We start from the raw sequence: 23954 nt of genomic DNA on the forward strand, positions 1-23954 counted from the left end.
AGACAACCATGGCCAAGCGACTTGATCTCAAAGACGTCAACATCTACTACGGCGCCTTCCACGCCGTGCAGAACGTCTCGCTGTCGGTGGAGCCGCGCAGCGTCACCGCGTTCATCGGCCCGTCGGGCTGTGGCAAGTCGACGGTGCTGCGCACCCTGAACCGTATGCACGAGGTCATCCCCGGTGCCTACGTCAAGGGCTCGGTGCTGCTCGACGGTGACGACATCTACGGCTCCGGTGTCGACCCGGTGGGTGTGCGCAAGACCATCGGCATGGTGTTCCAGCGCCCGAACCCGTTCCCCACCATGTCGATCCGCGACAATGTGGTGGCCGGCCTGAAGCTACAGGGTGTGCGCAGCAAGAAGACCCTCGACGAGGTGACCGAGCGTTCGCTCAAGGGCGCCAACCTGTGGAACGAGGTCAAGGACCGCCTCGACAAGCCCGGTGGTGGCCTGTCCGGTGGTCAGCAGCAGCGTCTGTGCATCGCCCGCGCCATCGCGGTGCAGCCCGACGTGCTGCTGATGGACGAGCCCTGCTCGGCCCTGGACCCGATCTCCACCCTGGCGATCGAGGATCTGATCTCGGAACTGAAGCAGGACTTCACCATCGTGATCGTGACGCACAACATGCAGCAGGCCGCTCGGGTCTCCGATCAGACGGCGTTCTTCAACCTCGAGGCCACCGGCAAGCCCGGCCAGCTCATCGAGATCGACGACACCGAGAAGATCTTCTCCAACCCGAACCAGAAGGCCACCGAGGACTACATCTCGGGCCGGTTCGGCTAGATCCACCTCTTTCGCTGCGCGGCATCGGCCACGGCCGGTGCCGCGCAGCGCTTTTGGCGTTGTATGCCCACCAGCGACCGTATAGGTACGCGACACGCAATGCCGAGTGTGCGGTTTCGGGTCGCTCGTGCCGGTGCCATACGACGAAGGCCGGTCCCTTTCGGGACCGGCCTTCGTATTGCGTAGCGGCTTACTGGGGTTCGGCCAGATTGTCTTCGGGCAGCTCACCGGTGGCGGTGAAGATGACCCGGCGGGAGATCTCCACGGCATGGTCGGCGAAGCGCTCGTAGAACCGGCTCAGCAGCGTGACATCGACTGCAGCGGTGACGCCGTGCTTCCAGTCCTTGTCCATCAGCACCGAGAACAGGTGCCGGTGCAGGTCGTCCATCGCGTCGTCCTCGTCGCGGATCTGGGCGGCCTTCTCGGGGTCCAGGGTGTCGAGCACCTCGCGGGCGCTGTTACTCAATTCGACTGCCACCCGGCCCATTTCGGCGAAGTAGCCGTTCACCTCCTCGGGCAGCGCATGCTGCGGGTGGCGGCGCCGGGCGATTTTGGCGACGTGCAGTGCCAGGGCGCCCATCCGGTCGATATCGGCGATGATCTGGATGCCGCTGACGATCGAGCGTAGATCGCCGGCCACCGGGCCCTGCAGGGCGAGCAGCATGAAGGCGGCTTCCTCGGCGCGCACCCGGATCTCGCTGAGCTGGTCCTGCTCGGAGATGACCTGCTCTGCGAGCGCAAGATCGGCCTGCAGCAGGGACTGGGTGGCCCGTTCCATGGCGACACCGGCCAGGCCGCACATTTCGCTGAGCTGAACGGTCAACGATGCCAGTTGTTCGTGGTACGCAGTACGCATAGGAATACCTTACGGTTGCTGAGCTTGAACGTCACGATGCCACAGGTGAACGAAAGGTGAATGCCCTTCGCGCTATCGGGACTGCTTTATTCGCAGGTGGTGTCGGCCGCGTTGGTGACGGTGAGGTCTTCCGGAAGCTCGGTGGTGGTGGCGCTGGAGGTACCCCGCACCAGTTGCACCGACAGCGGTGAACCACTGGGCGACGGCGGTGTGACAGAGCTGTAATCGGAGCCCAGCACCACCCGCACCACATCGCCCATGCCGGTGGTCTGCTCGACGGTGGCGTTGTGGAACGAGGAGGCGACGGTTGCTGCGGCCTGCTCGTTGCCCGGCGAGAAGAACACCGTGGTGGAGTCCAGCGGGCCGGGGTAGTCGTCGGGGGTGTCGACGTTGAAGCCGTGCTGCTGCAGCAGACCGGCGGCGCTGGCGGCCAGCCCGGACTCACCGGTCGAGTTGGATACCCGCACCGTCACCGCACCCGGGTCGGTGGCGACTGCATCCAGCGTCTCGCCGCCGTCGGTATCGGTGGGTGTGCTTGTACCACCGTGGGATTCGGGCGCCGCCGGAACCGGGGTGTTGTCGGCGTTGCGTTCCTCGGGCAGCGGATCGTCATTGATGATTGCGGCGAACAGGGCGGCCATATCGTCGACCCGCGGCTGCTCGTTGCCCCAGTCGTCGGCGTAGCCGGTGGTGGGCACCGTGACGAAGGTGATGCGGCCGGCGTTGACACCCTGTACCGACTGGCCGAGGTCGACGAGGTCCTTGGTCTTGATGTTGTCGACGTAGCTGTCCTCGATGAACATGTTGACGACATTGTTGAGCTTGGAAAGGCTGAAGAACACCTCTTTGGAGATCATCGAACGCAGCAGCGAGGACAGGAACAGCTGCTGGCGCTTGATGCGGCCGTAGTCGCCGTTGAATTCCGTGGTGACCTGACGTGCCCGCACGTAGTTCAGCGCGGTGTGGCCGTCGACCATCTGGCGGCCCGGATTGGCCAGCACGGTGCCCAGCTCGTAATCCTCCAGCGGGGTGGTGCTGCACACCTCGACACCGCCGAGCGCGTCGACCATCTTGGAGAAGCCGGAGAAGTCGATGGCCATGAACCTGTTGACCGACAGCCCGGAGAGCTTCTGGATCACCTTTACCAGGCACTTCGGCCCGCCGACGGCGTAGGCGGAGTTCAGCTTGGTCTCGGTGTATGCCTCGTCCAGGCCGTACATCGGGGAGTTCTCGTCGGTGATCGGTCCGTAGACCCCGGTCTCGGGGTCCCACGGCTCGCATTTCATCGGCGTGATGGCGAGATCTCGCGGGAAGGACACGGCGACAACACGTTTACGGTCGGCCGGGATGTTGACCAGCATGATCGTGTCCGAGCGGGCGCCGGCGGCGTCGTCGGTGGTGCCCGCGCCGATCTCGGCGTTCGCGCCGATGCGGGTGTCGGTGCCGACGATCAGGAAGTTCTCGTCACCGAACTGCTTGTTCGGGTCGACGATGTCGCGCGAGTTGGGATCCAGCGCCGCCACCGTGTTGAGGCTGCGGTTCTTCATCGACTGCCACTGCCAGGCGCCGCCGGTCAACAACAGTGCGCAGACGGCGGCCAGCGCGGCGGCCACCCGGCCGGCAGTACGGGCGTTGCGGTGGGCACGCGCGTGGGGACGGGCGGTGTGTAGCGGGCGGCGAACGGCGGTCAGGTCGGGCAGTTCCGGCGCGTAGGCCGAGGGCACGTACATGACCTCGGTAGGCGGCTCGCCCGCGTCCCGGCGCGGCTCCGCCTCGAAGATGACGGCCTCGACCGGCGCGACGGGATCGGTGATCTCGGCGGCGGACTCCGGCGGTGCGTCGCTGGTCGGCGCCTCAGGCTCGGCGCGATGTCGCGAACCGCCGGTGATCTCCGGCTTGTCAGCGGCGAGCTTGGCGATCAGATCGGCGACGGTGACGCCGTCGGTGTGGTTTCCGGTCGCCGGCGGCGTACCGCGGCGTTCCCACGGCGCGGCGCCTGGTGCCGGGCGTTCCGATCGGGTAAGCCAGTCGTTGTCGCCGGAGGCAGGGTCGGGTCGACCAGGAGTGGCGTTGTCGCCGTCACTCATGTCCTAACCGGCCTTCGACTCGAGGGGAGCGTGCGCGCCGTTGCGCACGGATGTCGTCTGGGCTGCCCGAAAGTTGCGCTCAACCCTTGTAGCAGCCCCGGGCCCAGGTCCGCCACTTCGGAGCCCGGTCTACGTGGCCCCTCATCGTACTGAGACAACCTGAAAGTCGGCCAGCGCAGTGATGTGACGGGGCGATCTCGGGAATGTCTCGGCAGGTGCGAGGCAGTGTAGGTATCAGCCGCCGGAGTGCATGACGTCGGCGGCCTCGGGCACCGTGTCGTCATCGGGATCGTCGAGCCAGCCTTCGGGCAGCGATACCGATGCCGGGGAGCCCTGGCGCCCACGGGGGCCGCCGGCGACCTCGGGGAACGGCTCGTCCTGATCGAGCTGCGCAAGTAGTGCGTCCAGCTCCGAAAGTGTCTTGACCAGGGCCAATTCCCGGCGCAGGTCGGCACCGGCCGGGAAGCCGTGCAGATACCAGGCGACATGCTTGCGGATATCGCGCATGCCCTTGTCCTCGCCGAAGTGCGCGGCCAGCAGCTCGCCGTGGCGCCGCACGATATGGGTGACCTCACCCAGGGTGGGTGGGGTGGGAATCGGGTGCCCGTTGAACGCCGCCGACAGTTCGGCGAACAGCCACGGCCGGCCCAGACAGCCGCGGCCGATGACGACTCCGTCACATCCGGTCTGCGACATCATGGTCAGCGCGTCGCCGGCGTCGAAGATATCGCCATTGCCGAGCACCGGGATCGTCGTGACATGCGCCTTGAGTTCGGCGATGCGGTTCCAGTCGGCGGCGCCGGAGTAGCGCTGCGCGGCGGTACGGGCGTGCAACGCGACGGCCGCGGCGCCCTCGGACTCGGCGATCCGGCCCGCGTCGAGGTGGGTGGTGTGCGCGTCGTCGATGCCGACCCGGAATTTCGCGGTCACCGGGATCGAGGTGCCGGCCACCCCGCGTACGGCCGCGGCCACGATCTGACCGAACAGCCGCCGCTTGAACGGGATGGCCGCGCCGCCGCCACGCTTGGTCACCTTGGGGACCGGGCAGCCGAAGTTCATGTCGATGTGATCGGCCAGGCCCTCGTCGGCGATCATCTTGGCCGCGCGGTAGGTGGTCTCCGGGTCCACGGTGTAGAGCTGCAGCGAGCGCGGCGTCTCGTCGGGCGCGAAGGTCGTCATGTGCATGGTGACCGGGTGGCGTTCGACGAGTGCGCGGGCGGTCACCATCTCGCAGACGTACAGGCCGCTGATGGTGCCGGCGCGGGCCACCTCGAGTTCGCGGCACAGCGTGCGGAACGCGACGTTGGTGACACCGGCCATCGGGGCCAGCACCACCGGCGACCGCAACACGATCGGCCCGATCTGCAGGGCAGACCGGGCCGTCGTCGGATTGTCGAGCAGCGTCATCCTGCGGCGGAAGAGGTCACGAGCAGGTTCTTCATCGCCTTCTTCTCGGCGACCTTGCGCTCGCGCTCCAGTCGGCGTTCCTTGGCGATCTCGAACTTGTGGCAGGTGTCCTCGAGTTCCTCGACGTGCTTGGCGAGCTCGTCGCGCAGGTGTGCACCCTCGCCGGTGAAGTCCTCGCGCTCGAAGATTCGCCACTTCTTGAGCACCGGCATCACGATGTCGTCGAGGTGGATGCGCGGGTCGTACACACCGCCGGTGGCGATGACGACGGCCTTACGGCGGAAGTCCGGGATGGTGTAGCCGGGCATCTTGAAGTTCGTGAGGATCTTGTGCAGGGACTTCATCGCCTGGTTGGGGGCGATCTCCATGCCCGCCGCCGAGACGTCGCGGTAGAAGATCATGTGCAGGTTCTCGTCGGCCGAGATGCGGCCCAGCAGCTGATCGGCGACGGTGTCGTTGCAGGCCCGGCCGGTGTTGCGGTGCGAGACGCGGGTGGCCAGCTCCTGGAACGTCACGTAGATGACGGAATCGAACAGGCTCTGGGCGAACAGTTCGTCGCCGCCCTGCAGGTTCTGGCCGGGGGAGAAGCCGCGGGTGACCTGCTCGATGCGCAGTTCTTCGAGTTCGATGGGATCGATGGCGCGGGTGACCAGCAGGTAGTCACGCAGCGCGATGCCGTGCCGGTTCTCCTCGGCCGTCCATCGGTTCACCCAGAAACCCCACGGTCCGTCCATGCTGAAGTTCATGGCGATCTCGCGGTGGTACGAGGGCAGGTTGTCCTCGGTCAGCAGGTTGGTGATCATCGCGATGCGGGCGACCTCGGACAGCTTCGACTGCTCCGGATCCCACTCCTGGCCACCGAGCGCGTAGAAGTTCTTGCCGTCCGACCACGGGATGTAGTCGTGCGGGTTCCAGTCCTTGCGCATGGTCAGGTGCCGGTTGATCTGCTTCTCGACCACGGGCTCGAGCTCGTGCAGTAGCTGCAGATCGGTCAGATCCTGGGACATGAAGCCTCCGATTTATCTGTACCTGTTGGTTGCAGTCAATATATCTGTGTCTCGCGGTGACATTCAAGTTCCGTCACCGTGAGTCGTATAACGGTTACCCGTCTATTGGGATATCGATCGTGATCAGTGCGCGGCGGCGCGTGACAGCAACATGGCGCTGCAGTAGTCGACGAACTGCTCACGCGTCGCGGACAGTCGTCCGTCCAGGTAGGCGGTGAACAATGCGGTCAAGGCGCCGACGAGGCCGGTGGCCGTCATGGCCTGGATCGCCGGGTCGGTGATCTGGGTCAGCTTGCGCTGCAGCAGAGCGATGAAGTTCGGCATCCACTCGGCCCCGGATTTGACCAGGACCGGTTCGCTCTCGGGCGCCAGCAGCAGTACCCGGCCGCGGGTCGGGTCGTCGACCATCAGCGCCACGAACTGTTCGACGGCATCGCGCGGGGTCTGTGCGGACAGCAGTGTGGCCATCGCTGCGCCGCACACCTCGTCGTAGACGGCTCGCACGAATTCGTCACGGTCGGTGAAGCTCTCGTAGAAGTAACGCTCGGTCAGGCTCGCGGCGCGGCAGACCGCGCGCACCGTCAGCGCCGGTCCGGCGGCGGCGCCGAGCAAGCCGATGCCGGCGGCGACGAGTTCGGTGCGGCGCAACGCCTGGCGGTCCCGAAGGGGAACGCCGGACCATCGACCGTGTCGTTGACCGGACGGCACATCACTCCTAAGCTGCGTATGACAACGGGTGTAGTCAGAATTCTCCCTGACTCGAATGGGAAGGTCGCCAGTGACTCAAGATACGTCCGAGACGTGCCCGGTGACCAGCGACTCCACCCCTGAGATGGCCGCCGGCTGCCCCGTCGGCACCGGCTATGACGGCACCGCCATCCCGCTCGGACCCGACTCGCTGACCTGGCGGTACTTCGGCCAGTGGACCGGCCTGTTCCAGGGCACCTGGGCGGGCTCGATGCAGAACATGCACCCGCAGCTCGGCGCGGCGGTCGAGGAGCATTCGATCTTCTTCATCGAGCGCATCCCGCGGCTGCTGCGTTCCATCTACCCGATCGGCGGTGTCGTCTTCGACGGTAACCGCGCACCCAAGACCGGCGCCGAGGTCCGCGACTATCACATCGGTATCAAGGGTGTGGACAAGCAGGGCCGCCGGTACAGCGCGCTGAACCCCGACGTCTTCTACTGGGCGCACGCGACGTTCTTCAAATCCACGCTGCTGGCGGCCGAGAAGTTCGGCGGCGGCATCTCGCTGGCGGACAAACGACAGCTGTTCGACGAGCACGTGCAGTGGTATCGGATGTACGGCATGAGCATGCGGCCGGTACCGAAGTCCTGGGAGGACTTCGAGATCTACTGGGACCACATGTGTAGCAATGTCCTGGAGCGCAACTGGGCGGCGGTCACCGTGATGGACCTGTCGACCATGCCCAAACATCCCTCGCTGCAATGGGTTCCGACCCCGCTGTGGAATCTGAACCTGAAGGTTATGCAGCGGTTCCTGACGTTCATGACCGTCGCGCTGTACGACCAGTCGGTGCGCGACCTGATGGGCTACACCTGGACACCGCGCCAGCAATGGCTGCACGACCGGCTGTGCGGCGTCATCACTTTCGCGACCAAGGTGCTGCCCAAGAGGGTGTTGCAGCATCCGCGTAAGCGCTCCGCACTGGACCGGGCCTCGGGCCGGCTGCCCGTCGACTCACCGCTGGTGCAGACCCCGGCGCGCAATCTGCCGCCGGTGGAGTACCGGGGCAATCCGAACTTCTACTGCCCCGAAGCGGGCTAGTTATTCGTTGGGCCGCACCGACTGCAGAAAGCGGTCGGTGTCGGCCTGCGCGGCGTTGCCCAGCACTGTGGCCTGGATCAGCGTGTCGTCGCGGTAGAAGGTCAGCGCGGCCAGGGCCATCGTGGTGGCGCCGTCGGTCAGTGCGCGGCTGACCCGGCGGGCCTGCGCCCCCGCGACCTCGACGGTGCTGCGGGTTTCGTCGGTGACGGTGACGGGCGTCCCGGTACTCGCGCTCAGCGTCTCTGTGGCGCCCTCGATGATGCGGCCCGTGGCCTCGTCCAGGGCGATGTGTGCGGTGCCCTGCAGTGGGGTCTCGGCAGGGTGAAGGCCGCGTCGCCGGTCTACCTGCTTTCAGTCAGCTGTCCCCGCACGCCGAGCCGGCTGTACTCAGGTAGGGATCCGGGCCGATTCGTCTACGTGGTGTGAGCCTGGTCGGCCTGGGAGCCGACCAGGCTGAAGTCTTGGATGCTTTGTGCCCCCACCAGGGCTCGAACCTGGGACCTGCGGATTAAAAGTCCGTAGCTCTACCGACTGAGCTATAGGGGCGTCGGTGTCTGAGGATACTTGGCGCCCAGTTCAGGCGGGTGGGGGTATCCGGTTTGGGATTTCGGGGATCGGTAACCTAAGCTATCGAAGCTCCCAACGCGACGGCGGAGAGAGCAGCCCCGAAGAGATTCGGATTAGGCCCCCATCGTTTAGCGGCCTAGGACGCCGCCCTTTCACGGCGGTAGCACGGGTTCGAATCCCGTTGGGGGTACGACGCAGAGGGTGACTCCTCTGTGAGCAGTAAAAGCAAGGCCCTGTGGCGCAGTTGGTTAGCGCGCCGCCCTGTCACGGCGGAGGTCGCGGGTTCGAGTCCCGTCAGGGTCGCCATCTCGGCGAGGTATCCCGGTCGCAAGACCGGGGCCTTCCGGCCAGGTAGCTCAGTTGGTACGAGCGTCCGCCTGAAAAGCGGAAGGTCGCCGGTTCGATCCCGGCCCTGGCCACTCACACGGGCCGCAATTGTCGGCGCCGTAACAAACTCCTCAAACGTCACGATATGAACACGTGTCGCAATCATTCGGGGATGACAAGCGCAACCGCCTCTGGACCGCCATAAAGGCTTCGGTAGCCGCCGTCATGGCGCTCGCCCTGGCACTGGGCGTCGCCGCACCGGCCTCGGCCCAACCCTTCGTCGGCAAGGATTTCTCCAAACCGGCCATCGTGATCCTGGGCTACGGGCTGACCCCGGACGGCTGGATGCGCCCGATCCTCTACACCCGGGTGCTGACCGGACTGGCGGTCGCGCAGGCGTTCCCGCAGTCGCCGATCATCGTCACCGGCGGCAACCCGCGCAGTGGCCGCACCGAGGCCGGTGAGATGAGCAATCTGCTGCGGCTGCTGGGTTTCCCGGCCAACCGGATCATCATCGAGGACAAGGCCAACAGCACCGTGCAGAACGCCCGCTTCTCGGTGCCGCTGGCCGAGAAGGCCGACACCTCGGGCATCATCCTGGTCACTTCGTCGACCCATCAGGGCCGCGCCGACGGCAATTTCGCCGACGCCGGCGGCAACGTGCTGGCCACCGTCAGCTTTCCCGACGGCAGCCCGCAGACCAACGTCGCGCAGTTGGTGCGCGACGTGCTCAGCCCCATCACCCCGATCAGCTGATGCCCGCCGTGATGACCCGTTCTATGGTGACCGGGTGACGACGGACGCTGCCGCGGGGGATTTCCGCTCCCGTCTGCTGTCCGCGTTCGAGGCCTCGATTGCTGAGGACGGATACGCCAAAACCACCATCGCGGACATCGTGCGCCGCGCCCGGACGTCGCGACGCACGTTCTACGAGCACTTCGCCAGCAAGGAGGAGTGCTTCATGGCGCTGCTGGCCGAGGCGAACGCCGATCAGGTCCGCCAGATCGCGGCCGCCGTCGACCCCGAGGCACCGTGGCGCCAGCAGGCACGCCAGGCCATCGAGGCCTGGATCGCCTCGGGTGAGTCCCGGCCCGACCTGACGCTGAGCTGGATCCGGGACGGCCCCTCGCTGGGTGTCGCCGGGCGGGCGCTGACCCGTGACTTCATGGAGCAGTTCATCGAGATGGTCAACGCGCTCGTCGACAGCCCCCGGTTCCGCGAGGCCGGTATCGGCGCGGTGTCCCGGCAGCGGGTCATCATGCTGCTGGGCGGTCTGCGTGAACTGACCGCCGTCACCGTCGAGAACGGCGGCACCATGAGCGATATCACCGAAGAGGCGGTCGACGCGACGATCGCGCTGGTCGCGCCGCGCTGACTCAGGCGCTCGCGCGGGCCTGCTCGAGCAGCACCGGATCATGGGCGCTGACGATCAGCAGATCGGATTCACCGCGCCCGGCCAACTCGGCCAGCCGGGAGTGGTTCTCGCGCACCCGCTTCCGGTCCCAGCACAGGCCACTCTCGAAGGTCGACAACATTAGCGGTACCGGCCCGCCGTCCAGCGTGCCGCGGTGATAGAAGGCGTCACCGGCGTGCAGCACCCAGCGGTGTCCGGCGTCGACGGCGACACACGCGTGGCCGCGGGTGTGCCCGGCCAGCGGTATCAGCACCACCCCGTCGAGCAGCTCCTTGGCCGCCGCGAACCCGCGCCAGGCATCTCCGTCGGCCTCGTGCTCGATCACCTTCGGGCCGTGCGCCCATTGCGAGCTGCGGTAGCGGAACTGTTCGAACCGGGTGGGGTTGTACATGGCCGCGTCCGCCTCGGCCGAGGTCACGTGCACCTGCGCGGACGGGAAGTCGGCCAGCCCGCCGATGTGGTCCAGATCAAAATGTGTCACCACGATGTGCTGCACATCGTCGCGGCGGAAGCCGAGTCGCTCGATCTGGCGGGCCGCAGTCTCGGCCGGGTCGAGCGCGGGACGGGTCGCGTGCCGGAACGTCCCCAGCCGACGGCCGGGCTCGGCGCAGTCGAGCAGGCCGAAACCGGTATCGACCAGCACCAACCCCTCGGCGCTCTCCACCAGCAACACATGGCAGACCAGGGGAGCGGTCGGAATCGGCATGCTGCCGCAGTTCAGATGATGCACGCGCAAGGCGGGGCTCCGTTCGATTTATCGCGTTGGCCCCACCATAGGTCGTGCGTCCGCTGGGGTAGGTTGTGGCGATGGTTCGGCCCGCTCAAACTGCTCGCAGCGAGCGAACCCGCGACGCGTTGCGCCAAGCTGCGATGGTGCGTTTCCTGGCCCAGGGAGTCGACGACACCTCCGCCGAACAGATCGCCGCCGACGCCGGGGTCTCGCTGCGCACCTTCTACCGGCACTACTCGTCCAAGCACGATCTGCTGTTCGTCGACTACGACGCCGGGCTGGAATGGTTCCGCGCCGCACTGGCCAACCGGTCCGCCGATGAATCGATCGTCGACGCCGTGCACGCCGCCATCCTGGAGTCCCCGTACGACGTCGACGCGGTGGCCCGGATCGCCGAACTGCGCTCCGATGAGCTCGATCCCGGCCGCATCGTCCGGCACATCCGTCAGGTGGAGGCGGCGTTCGCCGAGGTGGTCGAGGAGCACCTGCGCCACGACCATCCGCCGGCACCCAACGCCTATGCCCGCTTGCAGGTCACCGTCGCGGCCCGGTGTATCGCGGCGGCTGTGTTCGGGGCGATGGAGGTCTGGATGCTCGCCGAGGACCGCTCCCTGCCCGAGCTGGCCCGGTTGTGCCGCACCGCGCTGGATTCACTGGAGTCAGGCGTCATTCCCCGCCGGTAGTTTTGTCAATATTGACAAAACGTCGCCCGACTGCGAGCCTCGGGTGATGCCGGATAGCTTCGACGCGATCGTCATCGGTGCGGGCCACAACGGTCTGGCCGCCGCCGCCCTGCTGCAGCGCGCCGGACTGCGCACGCTGTGTCTGGACGCCAAGCTGTACGCGGGCGGAATGGCTTCCACCGTCGAGCTTTTCGACGGCTACAAGTTCGAGATTGCCGGGTCGCTACAGTTCCCGACGTCAGCGGTGGTCAGCCGCGAACTCGGCCTCGACACGCTCCCGACGGTCGACGCCGACGTGATGTCGGTATCGCTGCGCGGCATCGGCGACGACCCGGTCATCTACTACACCGACCCGATGAAACTGCTCACCCATCTCAACGAAGTTCACGGTGCCGAGGCCGTCAACGGGATGGCCGGCCTGATGGCGTGGAGCCAGGCGCCCACCCGCGCGCTGGGTCGCTTCGACGCGGGCCGCCCGCCCAAGACGCTCGATCAGATGTACGCCTGTGCGCAGAACGAGTTCGAACGATCGGCCATCAGCGACATGCTGTTCGGCTCGGTCACCGAGGTGCTGGACCGCTACCTGCCCGACGGCGAGAAACACGGTGCGCTGCGCGGCATGCTGTCCTTCCTCGCGATCAACACCACCTACCGGGGACCGTCCACACCGGGCAGCGCCGCCGCGCTGGCGTTCGGGCTGGCGGTTCCCGACGAGAACGCGGTTCTGATGAAGAAACTGCGCGGCGGTATCGGCGCGCTGACCGCGCATCTGCTCGACGCCCTGGTGGGTGGTGGGGGCGAGATGCGGTTGCGTGCCAAGGTTTCCGAGATTCTCACCGCCGACTCCCATGTCACCGGCGTGCGTCTGGAGGACGGTTCCGAGGTGCACGCACCGGTCGTCGTCTCTGGGATCGCGCCGGACGCCACGGTGACCGGCATGCTCGACCCGGCTGCGTTGCCTGCCGACGTCCGGACGCGCTTCTCACACGTCGACCACCGCGGCAGCTACCTGCAGATGCACTTTGCGCTCGACGGCATGCCCACCTTCGCCGCCCCCTACGAAATGCTCAACGATCCCGAAATGCAATCCGCCATTGGGCTTTTCAACACTCCGGAGGAGTTGCAGCAGCAATGGGAGCAGTGTCGGCGCGGGATCGTCCCGGCTGATCCTGCGATCGCCATGCAGATGCCCTCGGTCAAGGACCCCGACCTCGCACCGCCCGGTAAGCATGCGGTGTCCGCGTTCTCGCTGTGGTTCCCGGTCGAGAACCCGGACGCCTCCTACGGTGATCTGAAGGCCGAGATGGGGCAGCGGGTGATCGACAAGATCACCCGGCTGGCACCCGATTTCGAGAAACGCATCATCCGGCATACCACCTTCACGCCCAAACACATGGGCACCATGTTCGGTGCACCCGGCGGCGACTATTGCCACGGGCTGATTCATCCCGAGCAGATGGGGCCGAACCGGCCCGGGCCGAAAGGTTATGTCGACCAGCCCATCCCGATCGACGGACTCTATCTGGGCAGCGCCGGTTGTCACGGCGGTCCGGGGATCACCTTCATTCCCGGCTACAACGCGGCCAAGGCGGCGTTGGCCGACGCGGATCAGCCGAGGGGCTAGTCGTCCTCGGCGGGCCTGCCGCCTTCGTCGGACCAGTCGGTCCGGTCCTCGGCGCCCTTGGCCGGGTCACTGATGACGTCGTCCTCGGCGCCCGGCTTGCCGGCGTCCGACTCGGTGGTCTTGGGATCAGTACTCACAACGGAGAACTACCCGTTTCGTCGGGCTCGGAAACGGTCAGCACCACCTCGATGATCTCGGGCGCGGAATCCTCGAGACGGTGCTCCAGCATGCGCAGCGTCCGCGCGACAGAGGATTCGACGGCATCGCCCACCAGATCCACACTCGCGATCAGGAAGATCTGTTTCGGGCCGATGAACTCCGGGCGTAGGAAACGTACCAGCGCCACCTCGGGGTAGCCGGCCAGTCGGTCCGACAGCGCCTGCCGCAGTCGTGGTGGCCCGCCCTCACCGGTGAGGAAGACACGGTTGCGGTTGATCAGCACCACGGCGACCACTGCCAGCAGCAGCCCGACGAGGATGGATCCGATGGCGTCCCACACGACATCGCCGGTCAGCTGATGCAACAGGATGCCGGTGAACGCGATGACGATACCGATCAGAGCCGCACTGTCCTCGGCGAACACGGCACGCACCGTCGGATCCGAGGTCTCGAAGGCGTACCGCAGCACGTCGCTGTCCAATGCCTTTGCATCGCTTCGTAGTTGACGAATGGCCTGTAGCCACGAGATGCCCTCCAGGACAAAGGCGACGGCGAGCACCACGTAGGCGATGCGGTAGTCCTCTGCGCCGTCCTCACCGTGCAACAGCTCGGTGACGCCGTGCCAGATCGACACCGCCGCTCCGACGACGAACAGACCGACCGCGGCGAGCAGTGACCAGACATAGGCCTCCCTGCCGTAGCCGAGCGGACGTCGTTCGTCGGCCTTGCGGACGCTGCGGCGGTCGGCGATCAGCAGGAAGACCTCGTTGCCGGTGTCGGCTCAGGAATGTGCGGCTTCGGCGACCATCGATGCCGAGCCCGACACCGCGGCCGCGAAACTCTTGGCCACCGCGACCGCCAGGTTCGCGGCGAAGGCCACCAGCACCGTGACGGTGCTGTCGCCGCCGGCCTTCACCACGTGGTCAGCGACCTTGCAGCTGCGCCATCCAGTCCCGGGGCACCCTGGCGCGCGGGCCGGGTGCCGGCTGATCGGCGGGATGTGCCTGCGGTTCAGCGAGTTCGGGCCCGTCGTAGTACTGGTTGGTGTCGTAGTTCCAGAACCAGTCCTCGCCCGGCTCGAAGCTCCGGATGATCGGATGTCCCGTCGCGCGCCAGTGCGCTGAGGCGTGCTTGGCCAGCGAGTCATCGCAGCAGCCGATATGCCCGCACGCCGCGCAGCGACGCAGGTGCACCCACCAGCCGCCGGCGGCATCACATTCCACGCAGCCGGTTCCGGTCGGTGCAGCGGCAGGATTGACGTCCACGCCTGCGAGTCTACGCAGTGGCGCGAATTTTGACCGGCCAGATCGAATCACGCTGAGCGAAACCATTCGCGTGATACCCACCAGCAAAATCCCGAATTGACGTCGGTGTTTGCTTTTCGCTGCCTTTGACAGCTAACTGCACCGGACTTAACGTCCGCGCGATGAGTGCCTCGGGGCAGGTGAGCAAGTCCATGGTTGCCGTGGGCGGCTTCGTGGTGCTCAGCGCCGAGACCCTCGCCGCGATGTTTCGCCGACCCTTCGCCTGGCGGGAACTGTTCGAGCAAATTGCGTTCGTGGCCCGGGTGTCCATTTTCCCGACAATCATGCTGTCCATTCCCTACACCGTCCTGATCGTCTTCACCCTCAACATCGTCCTGCTGGAAATCGGGGCCGGCGACCTGTCCGGTGCGGGTGCGGCGCTGGCCTCGGTCACCCAGGTCGGGCCGGTGGTCACCGCCATCGTCGTCTCCGGGGCGGGCGCCACCGCGATGTGCGCCGATCTGGGCGCCCGCACCATCCGCGAGGAGATCGACGCCATGAAGGTGATCGGCGTCAATCCGGTTCAGGCGCTGGTGGTTCCGCGAGTCATCGCGGCGACTTTCGTCGCGTTGATGCTGTACTCGGTGGTCGCCGTGGTCGGGTTGACCGGCAGCTACCTGTTCGTCGTCTACGTCCAGAACGTCACCCCGGGTGCTTTTGTCGCCGGTCTGACCCTGCTGACGGGCCTCCCGCAGGTCATCGTGTCATTGGTCAAGGCGCTGCTGTTCGGGCTGTCGGCCGGCCTGATCGCCTGCTACAAGGGACTTTCGGTGGGCGGCGGGCCGACGGGAGTGGGTAACGCGGTCAACGAAACCGTGGTGTTCTCCTTCATGGCGTTGTTCCTCATCAACATCCTGGCCACCGCACTGGGTGTGAAAGTGGCCCCCTGATGACCGGATTCGGCCAGGGCATCGTCGACCGCACCCGGCTGCTGGGGGAGCAGACCGCGTTCTACGGACAGTCGCTGGCACATATCGGCGATGCGGTTCGCCGTTATCCCGGTGAGGTGTTGCGGTTGATCGCGGTGATGGGGATGGGGACCGGGGCGCTGGCGGTCATCGGCGGGACCGTCGTCATCATCGGGTTCCTGACGTTGTCCACCGGCGCGCTCATCGCGGTGCAGGGCTACAACACACTGTCCAATGTCGGTATCGAGGCGCTCACCGGATTCCTGTCGGCGTTCCTCAACGTCCGTTTCATCGCGCCGGCCACCGCGGGGGTGGCACTGGCTGCCACCATCGGCGCCGGTGCCACCGCCCAACTGGGCGCCATGCGCATCAACGAGGAGATCGATGCCCTCGAGGTGATGGGTATCCGGGCCATCACCTATCTGGTCTCCACCCGCATCGTGGCCGGTGTGGTGGTCGTCATCCCGCTCTACACCGTCGCGGTACTGATGTCGTTTCTGGCAACACGATTCGGTACCACCTTCGTCTACGGCCAATCGGCCGGTGTCTACGACCACTACTTCTCGACGTTCCTGCGGCCGTCGGACCTGGTGTGGTCCTTCGTGGCCGCACTGTCGATGGCCGCCGCGGTGATGGTGGTGCACACCTACTACGGATTCACCGCCACCGGTGGGCCCGCCGGCGTCGGTGAGGCCGTCGGGCGTGCGGTCCGGACCTCGGTCACCGCCACGGTTTTTGTGCTGTTGACCATCACACTGTCCGTGTACGGGCAGTCCGGCAATTTCCACCTGTCGGGGTGAGGGGCATGGCCAACAGTCCGCGCCGGGAGCGGATCGACCCGATCTGGTGGGCGCCCGTCCTGCTGATCGTCATCATCGCGCTGGCGGTCATGACGGCACTGTTGTTCAACGGCACACTGCGCACCTTCGTGCCCGTCACCCTGGTCTCCGACCGTGCCGGCCTGGTGATGGAGGACGGCGCCAAGGTCAAACTGCGCGGCGTCCAGATCGGTGAGGTCCGCGCGATCGGCACCGAATCCGGTCTGGCCGCACTGCATCTGAGCATGTACCCGGGACCGTTCGAATACCTGCCGGGCAACGTCGAAGCCGAGATCAAGTCCACCACGGCCTTCGGCGCCAAGTACGTCGAGCTGAGCGTGCCTGCCGAGGGACCCAGCGCAGAACGTCTGAGCCCCGGGGCAGTCCTGCGCAGCCGTAACGTCACCGTCGAGGTCAACACCGTGTTCGAGAACCTGCAGGCCGTGGTGCAGGCCGTCGACCCGGCCAAACTCAACGCGGTGCTCGCCGCCGTATCGGAGTCGTTGCGCGGCAAGGGCGACCGCATCGGACATGCCATCACCGCGGCCAACTCGGTGCTGCTGACCGTCAATCCGCGGATGCCGACGGTGCAACGGGACTGGCAACTGTTCGGGCAGACCACCGCGGCCTACTCGGATGCGGCCCGGGACATCGTGTCGATACTGGACAGTTTCGCCACCACGTCGACGACCATCAGCACCCATGCCCGGGCCCTGGACACCCTCCTGCTGTCAGCGGCAGGCTTCTCCCGGTCCGGGGTCGACCTGATCGGCGGAAATCAGACCGACCTGGTGCGCGCCATGAACATCTTGGACCCGACCACCAACCTGCTGCTCAAGTATTCGCCGACCTACACCTGCCTGTTCCAGGGTGCATTCTGGTTCCTGGAACACGGCGGCCGGGATGCGCTGGGCGGTAACGGTAAATCGGTCATCATGGATGCGGCCATGCTCGCCGGCGACGATGCCTACCGGTACCCGCAGAACCTGCCCAAGACCAACGCCACCGGCGGACCCGGTGGCAAGCCGAGCTGTGGATCCCTGCCCGACGTCAGCCAGAGCTTCCCGGTCAAGGCGCTGGTCACCGACACCGGCTGGGGCACGCTGCCCAACGAGATCCGGACCAACCCCGGAATCGGCTTCCCCGGCTGGGCCAACTACTTCCCGGTCACCCGTGCCGTCCCCGAACTGCCGAGTATCCGCTATCCCGGCGGACCCGCCCCCGGACCGGGACCGTTCGGCGCGCCGGCGCCGCCCTTCCCGCCGCCACCGGCCGGGCCCTAGGAGACACTCATGCGTAGAGAACACATCACCGGCACCGTGTTTCGGGTCGCGCTGTTCACCACCCTGTGCCTGGTCTTCCTGTTCGCCCTGGTCACGGTGTTCGGGCAGTTCCGCTTCGACTCACGGGTCGGCTACCACGCCGTGTTCACCAACATCTCCGGGCTCAAGAGCGGCAACTTCGTACGGATCGCGGGCGTCGAGGTGGGCAAGGTGGGCGGTCTGACCCTGCACAAGGACGGCACCGTCACCGTCGAGTTCGCCATCGACAAGGGACTGCAACTCACCGAGGGCACCACGGCCGCGGTGCGCTACGAGAACCTGATCGGCGACCGCTACCTGGCGCTGGAGGAGGGGCCGGGCTCGGTTCGCACACTGCAACCCGGACAGACGATTCCGCTGAACCGCACGCAGCCCGCCCTCGATGTCGACAGTTTGATCGGCGGATTCCGGCCGCTGTTCCGCGCCCTGGATCCCGACCAGGTCAACGCGCTGTCCGGGGAACTGCTCAAGGTGTTCCAGGGGCAGGGCGGCACCGTCTCGTCGGTACTGGCCCAAACATCGGCCCTGACAAAGACATTGGCTGGCCGCGACGAACTGATCGGTCAGGTGATCACCAATCTCAACACCGTGCTGACCACGTTCGCCGAACGCGATGCCGAGTTCTCCACCGGTCTGGGCGACCTGTCGACGCTGGTGCAGGGGCTGGCCGACCGGCGCACCGACATCGCTACCGGAGTGGCGCATATCAACGCCGCTGCCGGCACGATCACCGATCTGCTGGTGCAGGCGCGGGAACCGCTGAAAGAGGCTGTCGCCCAGACCGACCGGTTTGCCGGCCAGATCATGGCAGACCGTGACTACGTCGACGATCTGGTCCGCACCCTGCCGGACACCTACCAGATCCTGGCCCGCCAAGGCCTCTATGGCGACTACTTCGGCTTCTACCTGTGTGATGCCGCACTGAAGGTCAACGGGAAAGGCGGGCAGCCCGTGTACATCAAGCTGGCAGGTCAGGACACGGGACGGTGCACGCCGAACCAGGGCGAGCGCAGCGACGGGGGACGATGATGAAGACGCCAACGATCAAACCCATCGCAGAGCGTAACCGCACCGCCGTCGGCATCGTCGGCACCGTGACGCTCGTCGCCGTCGTGGTCGCCGCGTTCTCCTACGACAAACTGCCGGTCATCAAGGGCACATCCGATCACTCGGCCTATTTCGCCGAAGCCGGCGGTATCAAACCCGGCAGTGATGTCCGGGTGTCCGGCTACGGCGTCGGCCGAGTATCCGAGGTGACCCTGGAGGGCACCAAGGTTCGTGTCGAGTTCACCGTCGACGACGATGTCGCGCTCGGAGACCGCACCGAGGCCGCCATCAAGACCGAGACCGTGCTGGGCACCAAGATGCTCGAACTCACCCCGCAGGGCGACGGTGAACTGTCCGGCGCCATCCCACTGGAACGCACCACCTCACCCTACGATCTGCCCACCGCCCTGGGCGATCTCACCACCACGATCAGCGGTCTGGACACGACCCAGTTGTCCACCGCGCTGTCCACCCTCGCCGAGACCTTCCAGAACACCCCGGCCGACCTCAAGCTCGCACTCGACGGTGTCGCGCAGTTCTCGGACACTCTCAACACCCGCGACGCCCAACTGCGCAACCTTCTCGCCGATGCGAACACGGTCACCGGGGTGCTGGCCAAACGCAGCGACCAGATCGCCGCCCTCGTGGTCAACGCCAATTCGCTTCTTGCCGAACTGCTCTCGCAGCGGGACGCCGTCGACAGCTTCATGGGCAATCTGGCCGCGGCATCGGCTCAGCTGTCCGGACTGGTGGCCGACAACCGGGAACAACTCAGACCCGCGCTCGACAAGCTCAACGGGGTGCTGGAGATCCTGGACAACCGCAAGCAGGAACTGCAACGCACGCTGTACCTGTTGCGCCGCTATGCCATGTCCTTCGGTGAGGTGCTCGGATCCGGCCCGTTCTTCAAGGCCTCGCTCGTCAACCTGCTGCCCGGTCAGTTCGTCCAGCCGTTTGTCGATGCCGCCTTCTCCGATCTGGGGCTGGACCCCACCGTGGGGCTGCCCTCGGAACTCGTCGATCCCGGTGTCGGCCAGCCCGGCACTCCTGCACTCCCGGTGCCGTATCCGCGCACCGGGCAGGGCGGTGATCCGAACCTGACACTGCCCGAGTCGATCACCGGACACCCGGGTGATCCGCGCTACCCCTACCAGCCGCCGCTGCCGGCACCATCGCCCGGCGGCCCGCCGCCAGGACCGCCCGCGCCGCCACCGCCGGGATTCTCTGGTCCCGCACCGGTCGGACCGACCCCGGTGTATGTGCCATGAGGCGTCGGCTTCGGATCGTGACGGCCATGCTGCTGTCGGTGGTGCTGGTGACAGCGCTCTCGGTGGTCGGCACCGACTGGTGGAACAGGGTGCTCACCAACACCTTCGTGGCGTACTTCGCCAATGCCAACGGCCTCTACGCCGGTGACGAGGTCCGCATCCTCGGGGTCGCGGTCGGCACCGTGGAGGCGATCGAACCGCAGCCCGAGAGCATCAAGGTCACCTTCACGGTCGACGCGCGGCACCCGGTGCCCGCCGATGTCCGCGCCGCGGTGCTGTCCCCGTCGCTGGTCAGCGCCCGCGCCATCCAGCTGGTCCCGGCGTATGACGGCGGGCCCGAACTGGCTCCCGGTGCGGCGATTCCGCAGGAGCGCACCGCAGTTCCGGTGGAATGGGACGACTTCCGTGCGCAACTGCAGAAGCTCACCGAATCACTGCAGCCCGCGACGCCGGGCGGACCCAACGCCGTCGGTGAGTTCATCAACAGTGCGGCGGCAAACCTGCGGGGCCAGGGTGACACGGCCCGCGACACCGTCATCAAGCTCTCCCAGGCCATGTCGGTGCTCGGGGATCACAGCACCGACATCTTCAGCACGATCCGCAACCTGCAGCTGCTGGTCTCCGCGTTGTCCTCCAGCAGTGATCTGCTGGCCCAGTTCAACGTCAATCTGGCCGACGTGTCGACAGTCCTGTCGGATTCCCCCGACGAGATCGCCGATGCCACCGTGGCTCTCGACCTGGCGGTGTCCGACCTGCGGGGGTTCATCGCCGACAACCGGGAATCGCTGGGCACCACATTCGATCGGTTCAACTCGATCACCACCGCACTGAACGACCGGCGCACCGATGTGAAGCAGATCCTGCACATCGCTCCGGCGGTGTTCCAGAACTTCGTGAACATCTACCAGCCCGCGCAGGCCGCCGTGACCGGCATCATGGCGCTGGGCAACTTCTCCAATACCGTCGGATTCATCTGCGGCGCAGTGCAGGCCGCCTCCCGGCTCAACAGCGAGCAGTCCGCCAAACTGTGCACACAGTATCTGGCACCGATCGTCAAGAATCGGCAGTACAACTTCCTGCCGATCGGCGGCAACCCGTTCGTCGGTGCCACCGCACGCCCCAATGAGATCACCTACAGCGAGAATCACCTGATCCCGGGTGCCCCGCCGCCACCCCCCGATCCGATCGCCATGCTCGCCGCCGAGGGTCCCGCGGTCCCCAGCGATCCGGCCACCGGTCTGCCGGGCCTGATGGTGCCGGGCGGCACGCCATGACCCGCGCTGTGCTGATCGGGATACTGTCCGCGACGCTGGTCGTACTGCCGGGATGTCAATGGCGGGGCCTGAATTCGCTGAGTCTGCCCGGCACTGCGGGTACCGACGAGGGGTCCTATACCATCCAGGCCCAATTGCCGGATGTCGTCGTCATCCAGCAGAACACCCGCGTCCGGGTGGCCGATGTGAACGTCGGCAATGTCACCAGGATCGAAGTCCAGGACTGGCACGCGTTGGTGACCATGCGCATCGACGGTGACGTCGTGTTGCCCGCCAACGCGACCGCCAAGGTCGGCCAGACCAGCCTGCTTGGATCCATGCACATCGAACTCGCACCTCCGGTCGATGCGCCGGCCCAGGGCACGCTGCACGACGGATCGGTGATCCCGCTGTCGGCGGCAGCCACCTATCCGACCACCGAACAGACGCTGGCCTCGGTGTCGGTGCTGCTGAACGGGGGAGGGCTGGCCCAGTTGCAGGAGATCAACCAGACGTTCGCCAAGGCGCTGGCCGGGCGCGAGGACGAGATGCGCAGCCTGCTCACCGAGCTCGACATCTTCATCACCGCGCTCAACGCGCAGACCGACGACATCATCACCGCCACCGAACATCTCAATGAGCTCGCCGGTCAGGTCGCGGCCAACGACGCCGTCGTCGACCGCGCGCTGACCACCATGCCGCAGGCGCTCAAGGTGCTCGCCGATTCGCGGGTCAAGATCGTCGAGGCCATCGACGCGCTCGGCAAGTTCAGCGCGATCGCCAACTCCACGGTCCAGCAGAGCCGCGAATCGCTGGTGAACAACCTGCGCAATATCGCCCCGGTGTTCCGCGAACTCGCCGATGCGGGGCCGGCGCTCACTCAGGGACTCGACTTCCTGTCCACCTACCCGTGGGTGAAGAGCACCATTCCCAACTGGTTCCGAGGCGATTTCGCGAACATCAGCCTGATCGTCGACCTGACCCTGAGCCGGTTGGACAGCAGCATCTTCACCGGCACCCGATGGGAAGGCGATCTGACCGAACTGGAGATGCAGTGGGGCCGCACCATCGGCACCATGCCGAGCCCGTACACGGCGGGCAACCCGCTGGTGGCGCCGTATCGGTGGGGAGCCTACTGACATGATCCGGTTGCATCGCAGGGTCTGGATACAGCTGGCGATCCTCGGTTCCATCACCGTGATCGCCTGCGGTGTCATGCTGTTCGGCTTCGTCAAGGTGCCCGCACTGATCGGGATCGGGCGCTATCACGTCACCTTGGAGTTGCCCAGTTCGGGCGGACTGTACCCGACCTCGGTGGTGACCTACCGCGGTGACGAGATCGGCCGGGTCACTTCCGTCGAGGTCACCGCCACAGGGGTACGCGCCGACCTGGACCTCGAATCGGACACCCCGGTACCGGCAGATGTCTCGGCCGCGGTGCACAGTCGGTCGGCCATCGGTGAGCAGTTCGTCGAACTCACGCCGAACGGCGAAGACGGAACGCCGCTGCGCGACGGCGATGTCATCGCGGCCGGTAAGGTGACGGTGCCCGCCGATATCGCCGGCCTGCTGGACGCCACCAACACCGCGCTGCAAGCTATTCCGCAGGAGAACCTGCGTATCCTCATCGACGAGGCGGATACCGCCGTCGGTGGGCTGGGGCGCGACCTGGCCCGCATCGTGGACGGCTCGACCGCACTGGCCATCGATGCCGGCGCATCAGCCGATCAGCTGGCCACCTTGATCGACCAGTCGCCGGCGGTACTGGATTCCCAGGTGCAGACCGCGGATTCGATCCAGACCTGGGCCTCGCGGATGGCCGACATCACCGGACAGTTCGCCGCTGCGGACACCGCGTTCGGGGACCTGTTGAACCAGGGTGGGCCCACCCTGCAGGAAGGGCAGGCGTTGTTCGACCGGTTCGCCCCGGCACTGCCGGTGCTGCTGGCCAATCTGGTGAGCCTCGGCGATATCGCCGTGACCTACCGCGCCGACCTGGAACAGTTGCTGGTCCTGGTGCCGCAGGGCACCGCGGTGATGTCGGCGATCACGCTGGCCAACTCCGACACCGTGCAGGACTATCGCGGCATCTACCTGGACTTCAATTTGAACCTGAACTGGCCTCCGCCCTGCAACACCGGGTTCCTGCCCGCACGCCAGCAGCGCGTGCCCACCGACGTCGACGCCCCGGACCGGCCATCCGGCGAGCTGTACTGCCGGGTGCCGCAGGATTCCGATCTCAACGTCCGCGGGGTGCGCAACATCCCGTGCGAGACGAAACCGTGGAAGCGGGCGCCGACCGTCGAGATCTGTGAGAGCGACGAGGAGTACGTCCCGCTCAACGATGGCTACAACTGGAAAGGCGATCCGAACGCCACGCTCAGCGGCCAGGGGATCCCGCAATACCCGCCCGGGGTCTCCGCTCCGGGTGAACCGCCCCCGCCGATCGCGGTGGCATCCTACGATCCGGCGACCGGTGACTACATCGGCCCCGACGGGCGCAACTACACCCAGGGCGATCTGGGCCGGCCCGCCGCCCCCAGCTGGGAATCCCTGCTGGTGCCGCCGGTGCCGTAGGGCACCTTTGGCGGCGTGCAGG

The 23954-nt window shown here is 66.4% G+C and carries 22 protein-coding genes, 4 tRNA genes and 1 pseudogene; 17 read left to right on the plus strand and 10 right to left on the minus strand.

Going from position 1 to position 23954, the window contains the following annotated elements; translation table 11 throughout:
- Positions 1-8 precede the first annotated feature (8 nt).
- Positions 9-785, plus strand: coding sequence for a phosphate ABC transporter ATP-binding protein PstB (gene pstB / locus ACLBYA_RS14505; protein WP_447710114.1), 777 nt, complete (start codon positions 9-11; stop codon positions 783-785).
- Between the two features lie 190 nt (positions 786-975).
- Here the strand turns inward: pstB and phoU are convergent, their stop codons facing one another.
- From phoU to ACLBYA_RS14530, 5 genes are all read right to left on the minus strand, one after another.
- Complete coding sequence (gene phoU, locus ACLBYA_RS14510) at positions 976-1641, minus strand: phosphate signaling complex protein PhoU (RefSeq protein WP_447710115.1); 666 nt, start codon at positions 1639-1641, stop codon at positions 976-978.
- A gap of 86 nt (positions 1642-1727) precedes the next feature.
- Positions 1728-3728 (minus strand): LCP family glycopolymer transferase, encoded by a 2001-nt coding sequence (locus ACLBYA_RS14515; protein WP_447710116.1) that lies wholly within the window; start codon positions 3726-3728, stop codon positions 1728-1730.
- Between the two features lie 234 nt (positions 3729-3962).
- Positions 3963-5135, minus strand: coding sequence for a tRNA dihydrouridine synthase DusB (dusB, locus tag ACLBYA_RS14520; RefSeq protein WP_447710117.1), 1173 nt, complete (start codon positions 5133-5135; stop codon positions 3963-3965).
- Positions 5132-6142: an acyl-ACP desaturase gene (locus tag ACLBYA_RS14525; RefSeq protein WP_447710118.1), complete on the minus strand. Its 1011-nt coding sequence runs from the start codon at positions 6140-6142 to the stop codon at positions 5132-5134. Before ACLBYA_RS14525 ends, dusB begins: the two co-directional genes overlap by 4 nt.
- A gap of 123 nt (positions 6143-6265) precedes the next feature.
- A complete protein-coding gene (locus ACLBYA_RS14530; protein WP_447710119.1) occupies positions 6266-6850 on the minus strand; it encodes a TetR/AcrR family transcriptional regulator in 585 nt (194 codons plus the stop codon).
- A gap of 70 nt (positions 6851-6920) precedes the next feature.
- Here ACLBYA_RS14530 and ACLBYA_RS14535 point away from each other — a divergent pair, with 70 nt between their 5' ends.
- Complete coding sequence (locus tag ACLBYA_RS14535; protein WP_447710120.1) at positions 6921-7931, plus strand: oxygenase MpaB family protein; 1011 nt, start codon at positions 6921-6923, stop codon at positions 7929-7931.
- Positions 7932-8404: 473 nt separating this feature from the next.
- On the opposite strand, the gene ACLBYA_RS14540 is transcribed toward ACLBYA_RS14535, so the two are convergent.
- Positions 8405-8477: transfer RNA gene (locus ACLBYA_RS14540), tRNA-Lys, on the minus strand.
- Positions 8478-8615: 138 nt separating this feature from the next.
- Here ACLBYA_RS14540 and ACLBYA_RS14545 point away from each other — a divergent pair.
- From ACLBYA_RS14545 to ACLBYA_RS14565, 5 genes are all read left to right on the plus strand, one after another.
- Positions 8616-8688: transfer RNA gene (locus tag ACLBYA_RS14545), tRNA-Glu, on the plus strand.
- A gap of 39 nt (positions 8689-8727) precedes the next feature.
- Positions 8728-8804: transfer RNA gene (locus tag ACLBYA_RS14550), tRNA-Asp, on the plus strand.
- 39 nt (positions 8805-8843) lie between these two features.
- A tRNA-Phe gene (locus ACLBYA_RS14555) sits at positions 8844-8917 on the plus strand.
- Positions 8918-9050: 133 nt separating this feature from the next.
- Positions 9051-9581: a YdcF family protein gene (locus ACLBYA_RS14560; RefSeq protein ID WP_447710167.1), complete on the plus strand. Its 531-nt coding sequence runs from the start codon at positions 9051-9053 to the stop codon at positions 9579-9581.
- Between the two features lie 34 nt (positions 9582-9615).
- Positions 9616-10200 (plus strand): TetR/AcrR family transcriptional regulator, encoded by a 585-nt coding sequence (locus ACLBYA_RS14565; protein ID WP_447710121.1) that lies wholly within the window; start codon positions 9616-9618, stop codon positions 10198-10200.
- A gap of 1 nt (position 10201) precedes the next feature.
- Here the strand turns inward: ACLBYA_RS14565 and ACLBYA_RS14570 are convergent, their stop codons facing one another.
- Positions 10202-10975 carry an MBL fold metallo-hydrolase gene (locus tag ACLBYA_RS14570; RefSeq protein ID WP_447710122.1) on the minus strand — a complete coding sequence of 258 codons (774 nt, stop codon included), beginning with the start codon at positions 10973-10975 and terminating at the stop codon, positions 10202-10204.
- Positions 10976-11046: 71 nt separating this feature from the next.
- On the opposite strand from ACLBYA_RS14570, the gene ACLBYA_RS14575 reads away from it, so the two are divergent.
- Together ACLBYA_RS14575 and ACLBYA_RS14580 are read left to right on the plus strand one after the other, a co-directional pair.
- A complete protein-coding gene (locus ACLBYA_RS14575; RefSeq protein WP_447710123.1) occupies positions 11047-11652 on the plus strand; it encodes a TetR/AcrR family transcriptional regulator in 606 nt (201 codons plus the stop codon).
- 46 nt (positions 11653-11698) lie between these two features.
- On the plus strand, positions 11699-13276 hold the full coding sequence (locus ACLBYA_RS14580) for a phytoene desaturase family protein (RefSeq protein WP_447710124.1): 1578 nt from the start codon (positions 11699-11701) through the stop codon (positions 13274-13276).
- Here ACLBYA_RS14580 and ACLBYA_RS14585 read toward each other — a convergent pair.
- The 3 genes and pseudogenes from ACLBYA_RS14585 to ACLBYA_RS14595 form a co-directional block, all read right to left on the minus strand.
- On the minus strand, positions 13273-13413 hold the full coding sequence (locus tag ACLBYA_RS14585) for a hypothetical protein (RefSeq protein WP_447710125.1): 141 nt from the start codon (positions 13411-13413) through the stop codon (positions 13273-13275). The genes ACLBYA_RS14580 and ACLBYA_RS14585 overlap by 4 nt on opposite strands.
- A pseudogene (locus tag ACLBYA_RS14590) lies at positions 13410-14354 on the minus strand (cation diffusion facilitator family transporter). Before ACLBYA_RS14590 ends, ACLBYA_RS14585 begins: the two are co-directional and overlap by 4 nt.
- A 4-nt stretch (positions 14355-14358) precedes the next feature.
- A complete protein-coding gene (locus tag ACLBYA_RS14595; protein ID WP_447710126.1) occupies positions 14359-14700 on the minus strand; it encodes a UBP-type zinc finger domain-containing protein in 342 nt (113 codons plus the stop codon).
- Positions 14701-14861: 161 nt separating this feature from the next.
- On the opposite strand from ACLBYA_RS14595, the gene ACLBYA_RS14600 reads away from it, so the two are divergent.
- The 8 genes from ACLBYA_RS14600 to ACLBYA_RS14635 are packed head-to-tail and all read left to right on the plus strand — an operon-like array spanning position 14862 to position 23932.
- On the plus strand, positions 14862-15629 hold the full coding sequence (locus ACLBYA_RS14600) for an MlaE family ABC transporter permease (RefSeq protein ID WP_447710127.1): 768 nt from the start codon (positions 14862-14864) through the stop codon (positions 15627-15629).
- Positions 15629-16447: an ABC transporter permease gene (locus ACLBYA_RS14605; RefSeq protein WP_447710128.1), complete on the plus strand. Its 819-nt coding sequence runs from the start codon at positions 15629-15631 to the stop codon at positions 16445-16447. Before ACLBYA_RS14600 ends, ACLBYA_RS14605 begins: the two co-directional genes overlap by 1 nt.
- A gap of 5 nt (positions 16448-16452) precedes the next feature.
- Entirely contained in the window at positions 16453-17748 is a 1296-nt protein-coding gene (locus ACLBYA_RS14610) for an MCE family protein (protein WP_447710129.1), read from the plus strand.
- Positions 17749-17757: 9 nt separating this feature from the next.
- A complete protein-coding gene (locus ACLBYA_RS14615) occupies positions 17758-18816 on the plus strand; it encodes an MCE family protein (protein WP_447710130.1) in 1059 nt (352 codons plus the stop codon).
- Positions 18816-20102, plus strand: coding sequence for an MCE family protein (locus ACLBYA_RS14620; protein WP_447710131.1), 1287 nt, complete (start codon positions 18816-18818; stop codon positions 20100-20102). Before ACLBYA_RS14615 ends, ACLBYA_RS14620 begins: the two co-directional genes overlap by 1 nt.
- Positions 20099-21376 carry an MCE family protein gene (locus tag ACLBYA_RS14625; RefSeq protein WP_447710132.1) on the plus strand — a complete coding sequence of 426 codons (1278 nt, stop codon included), beginning with the start codon at positions 20099-20101 and terminating at the stop codon, positions 21374-21376. The genes ACLBYA_RS14620 and ACLBYA_RS14625 overlap by 4 nt, the downstream gene beginning before the upstream one ends.
- Positions 21373-22494 carry an MCE family protein gene (locus ACLBYA_RS14630; RefSeq protein ID WP_447710133.1) on the plus strand — a complete coding sequence of 374 codons (1122 nt, stop codon included), beginning with the start codon at positions 21373-21375 and terminating at the stop codon, positions 22492-22494. The genes ACLBYA_RS14625 and ACLBYA_RS14630 overlap by 4 nt, the downstream gene beginning before the upstream one ends.
- 1 nt (position 22495) lies before the next feature.
- Complete coding sequence (locus tag ACLBYA_RS14635) at positions 22496-23932, plus strand: MCE family protein (RefSeq protein ID WP_447710134.1); 1437 nt, start codon at positions 22496-22498, stop codon at positions 23930-23932.
- Positions 23933-23954: the final 22 nt, after the last annotated feature.

This window comes from Mycobacterium sp. C31M, assembly GCF_053345865.1.